Here is a 16,094-nt window from a genome sequence, read left to right as displayed (position 1 = left end):
GAAACGACGGTCACACCGAAACGACAGCACCCCCTCGATCCGGAGATCGAGGGGGTGCTGTCTTCGTAGCCCCGACGGGATTCGAACCCGCGCTACCGCCTTGAGAGGGCGGCGTCCTAGGCCGCTAGACGACGGGGCCAGGAACTTCACCTGCATTGTTGACGCTGTATCGAACACGTGATGCTGAGGTAGCTTAACTGCCTCGGCATCGGCGGCAAAATCGCCGCTCACCTGCTCGCTGGGGTACCAGGACTCGAACCTAGAATGGCGGTACCAGAAACCGCTGTGTTGCCAATTACACCATACCCCAATGGACTTGAATCGAAATGCGCATCCGATCGATGTGCACTGCGTTTCGAGCCGGGATAGAGACTATCAAAGGTCACTACCCATTCTCCAAATCGGCTGCTCAGAGCCCTGGTAACCGCCCTCGACTGCCCGCGATACCGGCTCGAACACCACCGCGTGAACGCAGAACCCGCGCACCGTCCGCCGCCGAGCATGAAGCAGACTTCAGTTTCGTGAGCGTTCTCGAAGTTCGCAGACGCCGATGAAGGTGCTGCTCGTTCCCCAGGGCAACCGTGCGGTGCTGATCCGCCTCGACGAGGACGGCTCTCCGTCCGGCGGCAGTTCCCCTGCCGAAGAGGTCACCGACGATCTGGTGGGCTCCGTGGCCGCCATCGAGCGAGAGCACGCTCCCCGTTGGGTGTGGGAGGACACGAGCCGCATCTACCCGCGACTGCTCGACGGTGGGGTGCGGGTGCGGCGCTGCCATGATCTCGCCCTCGTCGATGCCATTCTCGCGATGCGAACGGGGCGCACTACGGTGCCGTCGACACCCGCAGACCTTCGACCCGGATTGTTCGACGCCGACCCGCAGGCCGATCCCGTGGCAGTGCTCGCCGACTATCGCCGTCAGAGCGAGGAGATCGGTGACGATCGGGCGCTGCAGCTGTTGGCGGCCGCCGAATCGGCCGGAGGTCTGGCCGCGGCGGAGATGACGTTCGACGGATTGCCGTTCTCGGCCGCCGCGCATCGGCGGCACCTCGACGCGACGCTCGGTGCGAGGCCGGTCGACGGTTCGACTCCCCCTGCATTGGTGAAGCTCGAGAACGAGATCTCGTCGGCGTTCGGGCGCCGCGTGAACCCTGGCTCACCCGCGGAGGTGGTCGCCGCTTTCGCGCGCGCCGGGATCGAGCTCACATCCACTCGTGCACACATGATCCGAGACATCGACCATCCTGCGGTGCCGCTGCTGCTTCGCCACCGAGATCTGTCGAAACTACACAGCACCAACGGGTGGGCATGGCTGGACGCGTGGGTTCGCGAGGATCGTTTTCGACCGGTCTACGTCCCCGGGGCCGTCGTCTCCGGCCGCTGGGCGAGCCGCGGCGGTGGGGGGTTGCAGATCCCGAAACCGCTGCGCGCCAGCGTGATCGCCAACCCCGGGCACACCTTCGTTGCGGCCGACGCCGGCCAGTTGGAACCCCGCATTCTCGCCGCGATGTCGGGTGACCCACGCATGGTCGCCGCTGCGGGCACAGCGGATCTCTACGCCCCCGTCGCGGCCGAGTCGTTCGACGGTGATCGTGCGCACGCCAAGGTCGCGGTTCTCGGAGTGCTGTACGGCGCGACGTCGGGCGAGGCTCGTTCGTTGCTGACTCGCCTACGCGCGAGATTTCCCGATGCGGTGGCGGTCGTGGAAGAGGCAGCGCGGGCCGGTGAGCGCGGCGAGGTGGTCCGGTCATGGCTGGGCCGGGCCTGCCCTCCCCCTACGCCGCAGTGGTGGTCCACCGGTGACGCCCATGCCCGTGGCCGATTCACCCGCAACTTCGTGGTGCAGGCGACCGCAGCCGAATGGGCTTTGTGTCTGTTGGCAGATCTACGCGGACGGTTGTGGTCGAGCAGAAGCGAGTTGGTGTTCTTTCAACACGACGAAGTGGTGGTGCATTGTCCACTCGACGACGCACCGTGGGTATCCGAGGCCGTTGCGGCGGCGGCGGACTCGGCTACGCGCCTGATGTTCGGTGACACGGCGGTGCGCTTTCCGATGGAGACCAGGATCGACCGCTTCTACGGTGCCCCGGCTGCCGAGCCGGACGCCGAGTCGGAGTCCGACTGAGCGCTCGGTGGATCCTCGAACGTCACATCGATTTCCTCGAACGCAGTACTGCGCTGCGCTTCTGCCTGCCCGGTGTAGGTGAGTTTGTCACCTTCGGTCAGTTCGACGTCGTCGGTGAACGGACCCAGCAGAGCGCGCGGGAACAGCCTGTCGACACGAACCACGTTGATCTCGATGCAGATCACAATCGATATCGAGGTCACGTACAGAAAGGCCAACAGCCCGAGCACGACTGCAAAGACACCGTTCGTCACGGACGCACTCCCGGCTACGTACTTCACGTAGACACTGCCGAAGGTCTGCAACAGCTGCCACGTCAGGCCGGCCGCGACGGCACCCGGCCACACCTGTCCGATCGACACCGGACGCACTGTCGCGAGCCTGAACGCAACGATGAACACTCCGACGTAGAGCAGGGTGCCCATCACGAACACCACCAGGCCGGATTCCGGGCCGAAATAGCCCGCGGCACTGAGCACATTGACTGCCGTGATCCCCAGGACAGCCAGACCGACTGTGCTCAGCAAACCCAATCCACGCACCCGGGCCCGAATGGGATCGGGCCGTATGTTCTTCGGCACGGCCCATGCGGTGTTCATCGCGTTCTGCAGCGCAACCGACACACCGAGCCCGCCGTACAGCGACCCGAGGATACCCACCGTCAGACCCACCGTGCCGCCACCGATACGTTCGGGACGCCCCAGTTCGTCCCCGATCGCCGGGATCTGACCGAGAGCCGAGTTCAGGATCTGTTGTTGCAGCTCCGGATTGCCCATCAACACGATGCCCAGAATCACGGAGAAGAGCAGCAGCGCAGGAAAGAGCGAGACGAACGCGTAGTACGTGATCAGAGCAGCCAGGTATCCACCCTGATCGTCGACGAACTTGTAGACCACCGCTATGGGAAAGCCGAGGACCGGACGCCTGCGCTGAAGCCGATCCAGTCGGTCGGCGACGCTCATTCGCGGTGTTCCTGGACGACCTGTCTGCGTCGGCAGCAGTGCGCCGTCACGCCGTCACACCGTCTGCGCGCGTGCCGCTGCCAGCCGAGCGAGGGTCTTCTCGCGGCCGAGCAGCTCCATCGACTCGTACAACGGCGGGCTGATGTGCGATCCGGTCACTCCCACTCGCACCGGGGCAAAAGCCTTGCGCGGCTTCAACTCCAGCTTCTCGATCAACGCATCCTTCAGAGTCGCCTCCAAGTCCGCCGTGGTCCACGTCTGCAACGCCGTCAACGCCTCGATGGCGGCATCGAGAACGGGTGCGGCATCGGCACCGAGGTTCTTGGCCGCGGCCGCGGGGTCGATCTCGAAGTCTGCCTCGTCGACGAACAGGAACTTCAGCAGTCCCCAGGCGTCCGACAGGACGACGATGCGGGTCTGCACCAGATCGGCTGCGACGGCGAATGTCGCCTCGTCGATCGGCTCGGTGAGATGTCCTCGAGCAACCAGGTATTCCCGTAGTCGTGCCGCGAAATCGTCGGCCGCAAGCAACCGGATGTGCTCGGCGTTGATGGCGTCGGCCTTCTTCTGGTCGAAGCGCGCGGGATTGGAATTGACCGAAGAGATCTCGAACGCCGCGACCATGTCGTCGAGCGAGAAGACATCGTGATCGTCCGAGATGCCCCATCCGAGAAGAGCAAGGTAGTTCAGCAGCCCCTCCGGAATGAATCCCCGATCGCGGTGGATGAAGAGGTCTGCTTCGGGATCGCGCTTGGACAGCTTCTTGTTGCCCTGGCCCATCACGAAGGGCAGATGACCGAACTCGGGGGTTCGATCGGCCACGCCTATCCGGATCAACGCCTCGTAGAGGGCCAGCTGACGGGGCGTCGACGACAGCAGATCCTCGCCGCGCAGAACGTGGGTGATCTTCATCAGGGCGTCGTCGACCGGATTGACCAACGTGTACAACGGAACTCCGTTGCCGCGGGTCAACGCGAAGTCGGGAACCGTCTCCGCCTTGAACGTGGTCTCCCCGCGTACGAGGTCGTTCCACGCCAGATCGTGATCGGGCATACGCAACCGAACGACGGCTCCGCGCCCCTCGTCGAGGAAACCCTGCCGCTGCTCCGGGGTCAGATCGCGGTCGAAGTTGTCGTAGCCGAGCTTGGGGTCGCGTCCGGCAGCCTTGTGCCGAGCTTCGACCTCCTCCGGCGTGGAGAACGATTCGTAGGCCTCGCCTGCGTCGAGCAGCTGCCGAACGACGGCCGTGTGCTGTTCGCGACGCAACGACTGGCGGTATGGCTCGTACGGGCCACCCACCTCGGGGCCCTCGTCCCATTCGAGTCCGAGCCAGCGCAGTGCGTCGAGCAGGGCGGCGTAGGACTCCTCGGAGTCGCGTGCGGCGTCGGTGTCCTCGATACGGAAGACGAATTTTCCGCCGTGGTGGCGAGCGAAAGCCCAGTTGAACAGCGCGGTTCGGACCAGACCGACGTGCGGGGTACCAGTGGGCGACGGGCAGAACCGAACGCGCACATCTGTTGCTGTGGTCATCGTTGTCCTACTTCTTCGCTGCGACTGGGTTGGTCAAGGTTCCGATTCCCTCGACGGTGATCGACACACTGTCTCCGTCGGTCATGGGTCCGACTCCTTCCGGAGTTCCGGTGAGAATGACGTCTCCGGGGAGCAGCGTCATCACCGCGGACACCCATTCGATGATCTTCGGAATATCGTGCAGCAGAAGCGAAGTGCGGCTCTGCTGCTTGACGACGCCGTCGACCTCGGTCTTGATCTCGAGATCGGAAGGGTCGAGGGACGTCTCGATCCACGGCCCGAGGGGGCAGAACGTGTCGTGCCCTTTCGCCCGGGTCCATTGCCCGTCGTGCTTCTGGTGGTCGCGTGCCGAGACGTCGTTGGCGACGGTGTATCCGAGCACCACGTCGTATGCCTTCGAGGCAGGCACGTCCTTGCACGGACGACCGATCACGATGGCCAGTTCACCCTCGTAGTGCACCTCGTTCGACGACGGCGGCAGCACGATGGACGCACCGGGCCCGACGATGGAGGTGTTCGGCTTGATGAAGATGACGGGATCCTTCGGTGCCTCACCGCCCATCTCGGCCACGTGCGCGGCGTAGTTCTTACCGATGGCGATGACCTTGCTGGCGAGGATCGGCGCGAGCAGCCGAACGTCGGCCAGTGGCCACGATCGACCGGTGAACGTCGGTGTGCCGAAAGGATGTTCGGCAATTTCCTTCGCCGTCCGGGCATCCCCCTCACCTTCGATACTCACGAATGCCACACCATCAGGACTTGCAATTCGACCGAGACGCATGTCGAAAGTCTATCGACCGCCATTCTCCGTACGTCGATGCCGTCCGATCCGCCGATCTTTCGCCGGTGTAATGTTCCCGGTCATATCCATATAGCAAGATTTGAAGTCCATATATTGAGACGGGAGGCCGGAATGAGCGCCACGAACCAGTTGTCCAGTATCGGCGAGACGCGACGGTGGTTCATGCTCGTGCTCGGGATGCTCGCGCAGACTGCAGGTGCCGTCTTCATCAACGGTGCTGCATTTCTCATTCCCGCCCTGCACGACGACCGAGGACTCGGCCTTGCGACCGCAGGATTCGTGGTTGCGATGCCCACCGTGGGCATCATGCTGACCCTCATCGCATGGGGCGTGCTCGTCGACCGCATCGGCGAACGACTCGTCCTGGCGATCGGGCTCGGACTCACGGCCGCAGCCAGTCTCGCCGCAGTGGTCAGCACCTCCATCCCGGTGCTCGCGGTCCTGCTGTTGATCGGCGGTATGGCAGCGGCCAGCGCGAACAGTGCGAGCGGACGCGTGGTGGTGGGGTGGTTCCCGCCGCATCGTCGTGGACTGGCCATGGGGATCAGACAGATGTCGGTGCCCCTCGGCGTGGCCGTCGCGGCACTGACCATCCCGCCCATCGCTCGTGACCACGGCGTCGGAGCGGCACTGCTCGTCCCCGCTGCCGTGTGCGCTGCGAGCGCCCTGCTGTGTCTCGCGGTCGTCGACCCGCCCCGTCCGAACCGCGTCGATGCGGCGGCGCAGGGTCTGCTGGACAATCCGTATCGCAGCAGCAGCCAACTGTGGCGCATTCATGCCACGTCCATCCTGCTGGTGGTACCGCAGTACGTGGTCTGGACGTATGCGCTCGTCTGGCTGATGACCGACCGAGGGTGGACCGCCGCGGCCGCGGGCGTCCTTGTCACGGTGACCCAGATTCTCGGTGCACTGGGCCGGATGAGCGTCGGCGCGCTGTCCGATCGTGTCGGTAGCCGCATGCGGCCGTTGAGGTGGGTAGCCGTGACTGCCGCTGCCAGCATGCTCGGGCTCGGCATCGCCGACTGGTTCGACTCCCCCGCCGCCATCGTCCTGCTCGTCGTCGCGTCGGTCGCCACCGTTGCCCCGAACGGCCTCGCGTTCACTGCGGTCGCGGAAATCTCGGGACCGTATTGGAGCGGACGCGCTCTCGGGGTGCAGAACACGAGTCAGTACGTGTTCGCCTCGGCTGTACCGCCGGTGTTCGGCGCAATCGCGGCGATCAGCTTTCCCGTCGCATTCCTGGTATCTGCGGTATTTCCCGCGCTCTCCCTACCGATCGTGCCCGACGATCCGGCACCCCAGCCCACGGACGAGACGTCCGACCAGGGTGCAGACCGCACCGTGTGACATGCCGAAGGTGACGTGGCCGCGATACACGACATGCCACGGTGGGCTGTCGGCCCACCGTGGCATGTCGTGATGTGAGGGTTACAGGCGAGCGGCGATTCGAGCGCCGATCTCTTTCGTCGACGCAGTAGCGGTTCCCCGCTCGGCGAGATCCGCTGCAACAGCAGCCTCGACCCGTGCAGCGTTCGATGCGTCGCCGAGGTGCGCCAGTAGCAGCGATACCGACAGGATCGCGGCCGTCGGATCGGCCTTCTGCTGCCCGGCAATGTCCGGCGCGCTGCCGTGGACCGGCTCGAACATGCTGGGGTTGGTACCGGTGGCGTCGATGTTTCCACTTGCGGCCAAACCGATTCCGCCGGTCACCGCTGCCGAGAGATCGGTCACGATATCGCCGAACAGATTGTCGGTGACGATGACATCGAATCGGCCCGGGTCGGTCACGAGGTGAATCATCGCGGCATCGATGTGCTGGTACGCGACCTCCACGTCCGGGAACTCGGACGAGACCTCGTCCACCGTGCGGGCCCACAGGCTGCCCGCGAAGGTCAACACGTTGGTCTTGTGCAGCAGTGTCAGATGCTTCTTGCGAGTGAGCGCCCGCTCGAAACCGTTGCGCACCACCCGTTCGACGCCGTAGCGGGTGTTGACGCTGACCTCGGTGGCCACCTCGTGCGGCGTGCCGACACGAAGCGCACCACCGTTTCCGGTGTACGGACCCTCGGTGCCCTCACGCACGACGACGACGTCGATCTGCTTGTCACCGGCCAGCGGTCCGACCACGCCTGGGTACAGCTTGGCGGGGCGCAGATTGATGTGATGGTCGAGCTCGAACCGAGCTCGCAACAGCAGTCCACGCTCGAGCACGCCGCTCGGCACCGACGGATCTCCGATGGCTCCCAACAGAATTGCATCGTGCTCACGCAGTTCCGCCAACACGGAGTCCGGCAGCAGCTCCCCGGTGGCGTTGTAGCGACGCGCACCGAGGTCGTACTCGGTCTTCTCGGCACCGGGTGCAACCACGTCGAGCACGGCGAGTGCCTCGGTGACGACCTCGGGTCCGATACCGTCTCCGGCGATGACGGCCAGCTTCATCTCACTCCTCGTGATTCTTCGAATTCGTTCGATCGACGGCGAGCGATGCTCAGGACAGGTCGACCAGCTCGATGGTGGACGCGCCGACCGCGGTGGCGATGCTCGCGCTCAACTCCGCCGGAACGTCCTTGTCGACGCGCAGCAGAATCGTTGCACCGTCACCCTCGGAGTCCTGGCTCAGTGCGGCGGCCTGGATGTCGATGCCGGCATCGCCGAGCAAGGTGCCGATCCGGCCGAGGCTGCCGGGCTGATCCGCGTAGTTGACGATGAGGTTCTTGCCTTCGGCACGCAGGTCGAAGTTGCGGCCGTTGATGTTGACGATCTTCTCGACCTGCGTGGTGCCGGTCAGAGTGCCGGCGACGTTGAGCACCGAACCGTCGCCGTAGACGGCGCGGATGTCGACGACACTGCGATGGTTCTCGCTTTCGGACGCCGTGGTGACCTCGGCGGTGACGCCACGCTCCTCGGCGAGCGACGGGGCGTTGACGAACGTGACCGAATCCTCGATGACGGCGGAGAACAGTCCGCGCAGCGCCGAGAGCTTGAGGATCTCGACGTCCTCCCCGGCCAGTTCACCGCGAACGTCGACCGACAACGACGTGGGAAGTTCGGTGGACAGAGCGCCGAGCAGCACACCCTGCTTGCGCACGATCTCGAGCCACGGCGACACCTCTTCGCCGACGGCACCACCCTTGACGTTGACCGCGTCGGGCACGAATTCGCCTGCGAGAGCGAGCAATACCGACTTGGCCACATCGGTGCCTGCGCGGTCCTGGGCCTCGGTGGTCGACGCGCCGAGGTGCGGGGTCACGACGACCTGCGGCAGCTCGAACAGGGGGCTGTCGGTGCACGGCTCGGAGGCGTAGACGTCGATTCCGGCGGCGAAGACGTGGCCACTGGTGATGGCGTCGGCCAGGGCATGCTCGTCGACCAGTCCACCTCGAGCGGCGTTGACGACGATGACACCGGGCTTGGTCTTGGCAAGAGCTTCCTTGCCGATGATTCCCTTGGTCTCCGGGGTCTTCGGCAGGTGCACCGAGAACATGTCGGCGCGCTCGAGCAGCTCGTCCAGGCTCACCAGTTCGATGCCGAGCTGAGCGGCCCGAGCAGACGAGACGTAGGGGTCGTACGCGATGATGTGGGTCTCGAATGCGGCGAGACGCTGAGCGAACAGCTGACCGATTCGGCCGAGTCCGACGACGCCGACGGTCTTGCCGAAGATCTCCACACCGTTGAACTTGCTGCGCTTCCACTCGTGCTGACGCAGTGTGGCGTCGGCAGCGGGGATCTGGCGCGCGGCCGACAGCAGCAGCGTCACTGCATGCTCCGCCGCCGTGTGAATGTTGGAGGTCGGTGCGTTGACGACGAGGACACCGCGCTCGGTGGCTGCAGGTACGTCGACGTTGTCCAGGCCGACACCGGCGCGGGCGACGATCTTGAGGTTGGTTCCGGCGGCGAGCACCTCGGCATCGACCGTGGTCGCGGAACGCACCAGGATCGCGTCGGCCTCGGGAACCGCGGCGAGCAGCGCGGGGCGGTCCGGGCCGTCGACCCAACGGACCTCGACGCCGTCGCCCAATGCCTCGACGGTGGACGGCGCAAGTTTGTCGGCGATCAGAACGACAGGACGGCCTGGCTGGCTCACGTGAAGAACTCCCTATGTCGGTTCGAGACTGTTTGTCGGTGAAAGTCGGAGCTGGTGCAGCAGAAACAGTTTAGAGGTCGGGGACGTCGAGCTGTGACGCCACCTGATTCACGCGTCGAAGGGCACCCCTACCGGCGCAGGAGTGCCCTTCGATCAGCGTGTGCGAGAGCGTGATTCGATGAGAATCAGGCCGTTTCGGTGATCGGGCGATCGACCCAGCTCATCAGGTCGCGCAGCTTCTTGCCGGTGACCTCGATGGGATGCTCGGCGTTTGCCTTGCGCAGGCCTTCGAGCTCGGTGTTGCCGTTCTCGACGTTGGCGACCAGACGACGGGTGAACTCACCCGACTGGATGTCGGCCAGGATCGCCTTCATGCGCTCCTTGGTGCCTGCATCGATGACGCGCGGTCCGGAGAGGTAGCCGCCGAACTCCGCGGTGTCGGACACCGAGTAGTTCATCCGAGCAATGCCGCCCTCGTACATGAGGTCGACGATGAGCTTGAGCTCGTGCAGCACCTCGAAGTACGCCATCTCGGGCGCGTAGCCGGCCTCGACCATGACCTCGAAGCCCGTCTTGACGAGCTCCTCGGTGCCGCCGCACAGCACGGCCTGCTCGCCGAAGAGGTCGGTCTCGGTCTCTTCCTTGAACGTGGTCTTGATGACGCCTGCGCGCGTTCCACCGATGCCCTTGGCCCAGGACAGCGCCAGTGCCTGGCCCTCGCCCTTGGGATCCTGGTCGATGGCGATGAGCGCGGGAACGCCCTTGCCGTCGACGAACTGGCGACGCACCAGGTGGCCGGGGCCCTTGGGAGCGACCATGCCGACGGTGACGAACTCGGGAGCCTTGATCAGGTCGAAGTGAATGTTGAGACCGTGGCCGAAGAACAGCGCGTCGCCGTCCTTCAGTTTGGGCTCGATCTCCTCGGAGAAGATCTTCGCCTGCGCGGTATCGGGCGCGAGCACCATGATCACATCGGCCCACTCGGACACCTCGGCAGGAGTGCCGACCTTCAGGCCCTGCTCCTCCGCCTTGGCACGGGACTTCGAGCCCGCCGCCAGGCCGATGCGCACATCGACACCGGAGTCGCGCAAGCTCAGCGAGTGAGCGTGGCCCTGGCTTCCGTAACCGATCACAGCGACCTTGCGGCCCTGGATGATCGACAGATCAGCATCGTCGTCGTAGAACATCTCGACTGCCACTGTTTGTAACCTTTCCTCTTCGATTTCGCTGAATGTCACCGCCGTCGCTCAGCGCGACGCGGTGATCGATTTCGGTCCACGTCCGACGGCAACGACTCCCGACTGAACTATTTCTCGAATTCCATAGGGGTCCAACATCTTCAGCAACGCGTCGAGCTTCGAGCGGGTGCCCGTCGCTTCGACCGTCACGGCCTCGGGAGACACGTCGATCACCTTGGCGCGGAACAGGTTCACCGTTTCGATGACCTCGCTGCGCACGCTGGCATCGGCGCGAACCTTGATCAGCACCAACTCGCGGGCCACCGAGGAATCGTCGTCCTGCTCGACGATCTTGATGACGTTGATGAGTTTGTTGAGCTGCTTGGTCACCTGCTCGAGCGGGAACTCGTCGACGGTCACCACGATCGTCATGCGGGAGATCTCGGGGATCTCCGTGCCGCCGACGGCGAGCGAGGAGATGTTGAATCCACGGCGCGAGAACAGCGCAGCGACGCGGGCCAGCACACCTGGCTTGTCCTCGACGAGGACGCTGAGGGTATGGCTCGTGCTCACTTGTCGGTGCCTTTCACGTCGTTGTTCATCGGGTGCGGCGCCTGCTCGCGTTCCATCGCGTCGTCGATACCGGGCTCGGTGCCCACGGTCTCGTCGTCGTCGAACAGCGGTCGAATTCCACGCGCGGCCATGATCTCGTCGTTGCCCGTTCCGGCCGCGACCATCGGCCACACCTGAGCGTCTGCTCCGACGATGAAGTCGATGACGACCGGACGATCGTTGATGGCCCGGGCCTCCGCGATCACCGCGTCGACGTCCTCTTCCCGCTCGCACCGAAGCCCGACGCAACCCAGTGCCTCGGCGAGCTTCACGAAGTCCGGGATGCGGACCGCACCGTGGGTGCCGAGATTGGTGTTGGAGTATCGCTCCTCGTAGAACAGGGTCTGCCACTGGCGAACCATGCCGAGGTTGCCGTTGTTGATGAGCGCAACCTTGATCGGGATGCCCTCGACCGCGCAGGTAGCCAGCTCCTGATTGGTCATCTGGAAGCAGCCGTCGCCGTCGATGGCCCACACCTCGGCGTCGGGAAGGCCCATCTTGGCACCCATCGCGGCCGGGACCGCGTATCCCATCGTGCCGAGGCCACCCGAGTTGAGCCACGTGCGCGGCTTCTCGTAGTTGATGAACTGGGCAGCCCACATTTGGTGCTGGCCGACGCCCGCACAGTAGATCGCGTCGGGACCGGCGAACTTCCCGACCGAGGAGATGACGAACTCGGGCGACATGGAACCGTCGGACGGACGGTCGTAGCTCAACGGGTACGTCTTGCGGATGCCGTCGAGGTAGACCCACCACTGCTCGAGATCGAGAGTCGTTCCGGTCGCGCGATCGGCCCGCAGAGCCTCGATCAGCTCGGTGATGACCTCGCCGCAGTCGCCCACGATCGGCACGTCCGCGTACCGGTTCTTACCGATCTCGGCCGGGTCGATGTCGGCATGGATGACCTTGGCATCCGGCGCAAAGGACGAGAGCTGACCGGTGACGCGGTCGTCGAACCGAGCACCGAGCGTGATGAGCAGATCACTGCGCTGCAGTGCAGCCACCGCGGCCACGGTGCCGTGCATACCCGGCATGCCCAGGTTCAGCTGGTGGGTGTCGGGGAACGCCCCGCGCGCCATCAGCGTGGTGACGACCGGGATGCCGGTCAGTTCTGCCAGCTCGAGAAGTTCTGCCGAGGCATTGGCCTTGATGACGCCACCACCGACGTACAGCACCGGCTGCTTGGCGTCGGCGATGTACCGCGCTGCCTCACGAACCTGCTTGCCGTGCGGCTTGGTGACCGGACGGTACCCGGGCAGACGCATCTCCGGCGGCCACGAGAACGTGGTCTGCGCCTGCAGCACATCCTTCGGGATGTCGACGAGCACGGCACCGGGACGACCCGAGGCCGCGATGTAGAAGGCCTCGGCCATGATGCGCGGGATGTCCGCGCCGTCGGTGATCAGGAAGTTGTGCTTGGTGATGGGCATCGTGATGCCCGAGATATCGGCTTCCTGGAAGCCGTCGGTGCCGATGAGGCTGCGCGCGACCTGACCGGTGATCGCGACGATGGGCACCGAGTCCATCTGTGCATCGGCCAACGGGGTGACGAGGTTGGTCGCACCCGGGCCGGAGGTCGCCATGCAGACGCCGACCCTGCCGGTCGCCTGGGCGTAGCCGGTGGCTGCGTGGCCTGCACCCTGCTCGTGACGCACCAACACATGGCGCACCTTGACGGAGTCGAAGAGCGGGTCGTAGACCGGGAGGACCGCGCCACCGGGAATTCCGAATACGGTGTCGACGTCGAGTTCCTCGAGGGCTCGAACGACCGACTGTGCGCCGGTGACCTTCTCCGGTGCGACATGACGTCGCGATCCGTCGGTCGCCGCTTCAGCGGACGAGCTGGAGGTGGACGGGCTGGAGGCTGTCCCCGACCTGCGGGTCGTGGGCCCTGGGCGTGCGGTTGGTGCGCTCACTGATTGCTTCCTCAGGAATGTGAAAGTGCTGGGCGATCTCTGGGCAAGAAAAAACCCCCGTCAGCATGTGCTGTACGAGGGTGGCGCGTCGATGCGAGTTTGAACAACCGGCTCAGGCGTTGACGCGCCGGCCGATTACGAGTATCCAATTCCGCTTCACGCGCTCGACGGTAGGCGCGCGCACAGGGAAGAGTCAAACTCGTCACGACGCAATCCCATTATGTGAGATCGCGTAGATGCAATGCGAAGATGAATGGGTGTCGTCTTCGCAGCAGTCCGAACCACCTCGGCCATCATCCCACACTGCCCCTGAGTCACCGAACGGTGCCGAGGCACCGCAACCGTCGACCAGGCAGGTCATTCGCGTCCCGCGTCTCGCGCTCCTCGGCGTGGGACTGCTGTTGTTCGGCACGGGACTGACGGCCGCCAGCTGGCCTGTGGCCATGGGTTGGCTGCTGATTCTGCCCATCGTCGCGGGCATCTGGGTCTTTCGAGTGCGCACCGTGATCACCCCCGAGGCGATCACTGCTCGACGGTTCGTGGGTTCCGACGTGATCGCATGGGAATCGGTCGTGGGTCTCCACTTCCCGGATCGCCGGTGGGGGCGCGTGGTGCTCACCGACAAGAGCGAGAAGTCGCTGCCGTTGGTGCGTTTCGATCTCCTCCCCCAACTCGCCGCGGCCAGCGGCGGCCGCATCACGGATCCCTACGCTGCGGCCGCGGCCGCAGCCGAAGCCGAGGATCGAGACCGGGAGGAAGCCGAGAACGCCGAGAACGACGGCGAGCAGGCACCGAAGGAGCAGTAGCCGGCGGCGAGTAATCTCGTCGATGCGAGAAACCGCTGCAACGAACGAGGACTACGCACTATGCCGCCGCTACGCTCACGGGTCACCACTGTCGGACGCAATGCCGCGGGCGCACGCTCGCTGTGGCGCGCCACCGGAATGACCGATTCGGATTTCGGAAAACCCATCGTCGCCATCGCGAACTCCTACACCCAGTTCGTTCCCGGCCACGTGCATCTGAAGAACGTCGGCGAGATCGTCGCCGACGCCGTCCGAGCTGCAGGCGGCGTTCCCCGTGAGTTCCACACCATTGCCGTCGACGACGGTATCGCCATGGGGCACGGCGGCATGCTGTACTCGCTGCCCAGCCGCGAGATCATCGCCGACTCCGTCGAGTACATGGCCAACGCCCACACCGCCGATGCGCTCGTCTGCATCTCCAACTGCGACAAGATCACTCCCGGCATGCTCAATGCCGCGATGCGCCTGAACATCCCCGCCGTGTTCGTCTCCGGTGGGCCGATGGAGGCAGGCAAGGCCGTGGTCGTCGACGGCGTCGCACAGGCACCGACCGACCTGATCACCGCCATTTCGGCCAGCGCGAACGACGCGGTGTCCGAAGAAGGCCTCGACGAGGTCGAGCGCAGCGCGTGCCCCACGTGCGGTTCCTGCTCGGGCATGTTCACTGCGAACTCGATGAACTGCCTCACCGAAGCCCTCGGCCTGGCATTGCCGGGGAACGGATCGACTCTCGCCACGCACGAGGCCCGCCGAGCGCTGTTCACGCGCGCAGGCACCACCATCGTCGAGGCCGCGTTGAAGTACTACCGCGACGAGGACGAATCCGTACTCCCCCGCAACATCGCCACACCGGCCGCATTCCGCAACGCGATGGCTCTCGACGTGGCGATGGGTGGATCGACCAACACGGTGCTGCACACCCTCGCGGCCGCGCAGGAGGGTGAGGTCGACTTCGACCTCGACACCATCGACGCCATCAGCCGCAAGGTCCCGTGCCTGGCAAAGGTCTCCCCCAACTCCGACTACCACATGGAAGACGTGCATCGCGCCGGCGGAATCCCGGCTCTCCTCGGCGAACTGCGGCGAGCGAACCTGCTCGACACCGACGTCTCGACCGTGCACACCAAGAGCTTCGACGAGTGGCTCGACACGTGGGACATCCGATCCGGTGCTGCGACCGACGAGGCGATCGAGCTGTTCCATGCCGCTCCCGGCGGCGTCCGCACAGTCGAACCGTTCTCCACGACCAACCGCTGGTCCTCGCTGGACACGGACGCCGCGGGCGGCTGCATCCGCGATCTCGAGCATGCCTACACGGTCGAGGGCGGTCTGGTGGTGCTCCGCGGCAACATCGCACTCGACGGTGCGATCCTCAAGACTGCAGGCATCGACGAGGACCTGTTCTCCTTCCAGGGGCCGGCACTGGTCGTCGAATCGCAGGAAGAGGCCGTCTCGGCCATTCTGCAGAAGAAGATTCAGCCCGGTGACGTACTGGTCGTTCGCTACGAGGGACCCAAGGGCGGTCCCGGAATGCAGGAGATGCTGCATCCGACGGCATTCCTCAAGGGTGCCGGTCTCGGCAAGGTCTGCGCACTGATCACCGACGGCCGCTTCTCCGGCGGAACGTCGGGGCTGTCCATCGGACACATCTCCCCCGAGGCCGCGGCGGGTGGTGTGATCGGGCTCGTCGAGAACGGCGACCAGGTGCGCATCGACGTCGCCACTCGAACCCTCGAAATCCTCGTCGACGACGAGACCCTCGACACACGCCGCGCGAAGATGAACGCGTCGGAGCGTCCGTGGCAGCCGGTCGATCGCCAGCGCACGGTGACCACTGCGCTACGCGCGTACGCCGCGTTGGCGACATCAGCGGACAAGGGTGCTGTTCGTTACGTCCCGTGACCGGGTGTGTGGAGCCTGCGGAACGCAGGCAGGTGAGCGGAAGTTCGTAGTCTGCTACGGGCGGATTCGAGCGGTGGTTGCAACGTGCCTGATCATTAGGGATGTTTGCGATGGTTCACCCGGGTTTCTCTCATCAGGTTCGGATGGCGTTCTGGTCACTGCGTAGCAGTGGCGTGACGG

Annotated in this window: 12 protein-coding genes and 2 tRNA genes; 4 read left to right on the top strand and 10 right to left on the bottom strand. The window is 65.0% G+C overall.

The features are described from left to right. Positions 1-66: 66 nt before the first annotated feature. Both MTX34_RS13995 and MTX34_RS13990 read right to left on the bottom strand, forming a co-directional pair. Positions 67-139, bottom strand: a tRNA-Glu gene (locus tag MTX34_RS13995). 99 nt (positions 140-238) lie between these two features. Continuing rightward, positions 239-310 (bottom strand) — tRNA-Gln (locus MTX34_RS13990). Between the two features lie 240 nt (positions 311-550). Here MTX34_RS13990 and MTX34_RS13985 point away from each other — a divergent pair. Continuing rightward, complete coding sequence (locus MTX34_RS13985; RefSeq protein WP_243609770.1) at positions 551-2,122, top strand: bifunctional 3'-5' exonuclease/DNA polymerase; 1,572 nt, start codon at positions 551-553, stop codon at positions 2,120-2,122. Here the strand turns inward: MTX34_RS13985 and MTX34_RS13980 are convergent. Genes MTX34_RS13980 through MTX34_RS13970 form a run of 3 tightly spaced genes read right to left on the bottom strand, consistent with a single transcriptional unit; the run spans position 2,074 to position 5,395 of the window. After that, the gene (locus MTX34_RS13980; RefSeq protein WP_243609769.1) at positions 2,074-3,084 is read right to left on the bottom strand and encodes a YihY/virulence factor BrkB family protein; all 1,011 of its coding nucleotides are present in this window, start codon (positions 3,082-3,084) and stop codon (positions 2,074-2,076) included. The genes MTX34_RS13985 and MTX34_RS13980 overlap by 49 nt on opposite strands. A gap of 54 nt (positions 3,085-3,138) precedes the next feature. Beyond that, positions 3,139-4,614 (bottom strand): glutamate--tRNA ligase, encoded by a 1,476-nt coding sequence (gltX, locus tag MTX34_RS13975; RefSeq protein ID WP_243609768.1) that lies wholly within the window; start codon positions 4,612-4,614, stop codon positions 3,139-3,141. A 7-nt stretch (positions 4,615-4,621) separates the two neighbouring features. Next, the gene (locus tag MTX34_RS13970; RefSeq protein ID WP_243593419.1) at positions 4,622-5,395 is read right to left on the bottom strand and encodes a fumarylacetoacetate hydrolase family protein; all 774 of its coding nucleotides are present in this window, start codon (positions 5,393-5,395) and stop codon (positions 4,622-4,624) included. Between the two features lie 132 nt (positions 5,396-5,527). Here MTX34_RS13970 and MTX34_RS13965 point away from each other — a divergent pair, with 132 nt between their 5' ends. Further along, the gene (locus MTX34_RS13965; RefSeq protein ID WP_243593420.1) at positions 5,528-6,763 is read left to right on the top strand and encodes an MFS transporter; all 1,236 of its coding nucleotides are present in this window, start codon (positions 5,528-5,530) and stop codon (positions 6,761-6,763) included. A gap of 81 nt (positions 6,764-6,844) precedes the next feature. On the opposite strand, the gene MTX34_RS13960 is transcribed toward MTX34_RS13965, so the two are convergent. The 5 genes from MTX34_RS13960 to MTX34_RS13940 all read right to left on the bottom strand — a co-directional run bounded on the left by MTX34_RS13960 (position 6,845) and on the right by MTX34_RS13940 (position 13,206). Continuing rightward, positions 6,845-7,855, bottom strand: a complete 1,011-nt coding sequence (locus tag MTX34_RS13960; protein WP_243593421.1) for a 3-isopropylmalate dehydrogenase — start codon at positions 7,853-7,855, stop codon at positions 6,845-6,847. Positions 7,856-7,904: 49 nt separating this feature from the next. Then, a complete protein-coding gene (gene serA, locus MTX34_RS13955; RefSeq protein ID WP_243609767.1) occupies positions 7,905-9,500 on the bottom strand; it encodes a phosphoglycerate dehydrogenase in 1,596 nt (531 codons plus the stop codon). Positions 9,501-9,685: 185 nt separating this feature from the next. Further along, positions 9,686-10,687, bottom strand: a complete 1,002-nt coding sequence (gene ilvC / locus MTX34_RS13950) for a ketol-acid reductoisomerase (RefSeq protein ID WP_243609897.1) — start codon at positions 10,685-10,687, stop codon at positions 9,686-9,688. A gap of 60 nt (positions 10,688-10,747) precedes the next feature. Next, positions 10,748-11,251, bottom strand: a complete 504-nt coding sequence (ilvN, locus tag MTX34_RS13945; protein WP_032397758.1) for an acetolactate synthase small subunit — start codon at positions 11,249-11,251, stop codon at positions 10,748-10,750. Continuing rightward, positions 11,248-13,206 carry an acetolactate synthase large subunit gene (locus tag MTX34_RS13940; protein ID WP_243593423.1) on the bottom strand — a complete coding sequence of 653 codons (1,959 nt, stop codon included), beginning with the start codon at positions 13,204-13,206 and terminating at the stop codon, positions 11,248-11,250. The genes ilvN and MTX34_RS13940 overlap by 4 nt, the downstream gene beginning before the upstream one ends. Before the next feature lie 257 nt (positions 13,207-13,463). On the opposite strand from MTX34_RS13940, the gene MTX34_RS13935 reads away from it, so the two are divergent. Both MTX34_RS13935 and ilvD read left to right on the top strand, forming a co-directional pair. Continuing rightward, the gene (locus MTX34_RS13935; RefSeq protein WP_243609766.1) at positions 13,464-14,012 is read left to right on the top strand and encodes a PH domain-containing protein; all 549 of its coding nucleotides are present in this window, start codon (positions 13,464-13,466) and stop codon (positions 14,010-14,012) included. Between the two features lie 60 nt (positions 14,013-14,072). Further along, positions 14,073-15,914, top strand: coding sequence for a dihydroxy-acid dehydratase (gene ilvD / locus MTX34_RS13930; RefSeq protein ID WP_243609765.1), 1,842 nt, complete (start codon positions 14,073-14,075; stop codon positions 15,912-15,914). Positions 15,915-16,094 lie beyond the last annotated feature (180 nt).

This window comes from Rhodococcus sp. ARC_M5, assembly GCF_022810405.1.
Classification (GTDB): Bacteria; Actinomycetota; Actinomycetes; order Mycobacteriales; family Mycobacteriaceae; genus Rhodococcoides; species Rhodococcoides navarretei.
This window is presented reverse-complemented; position numbering and strand designations above follow the sequence as displayed.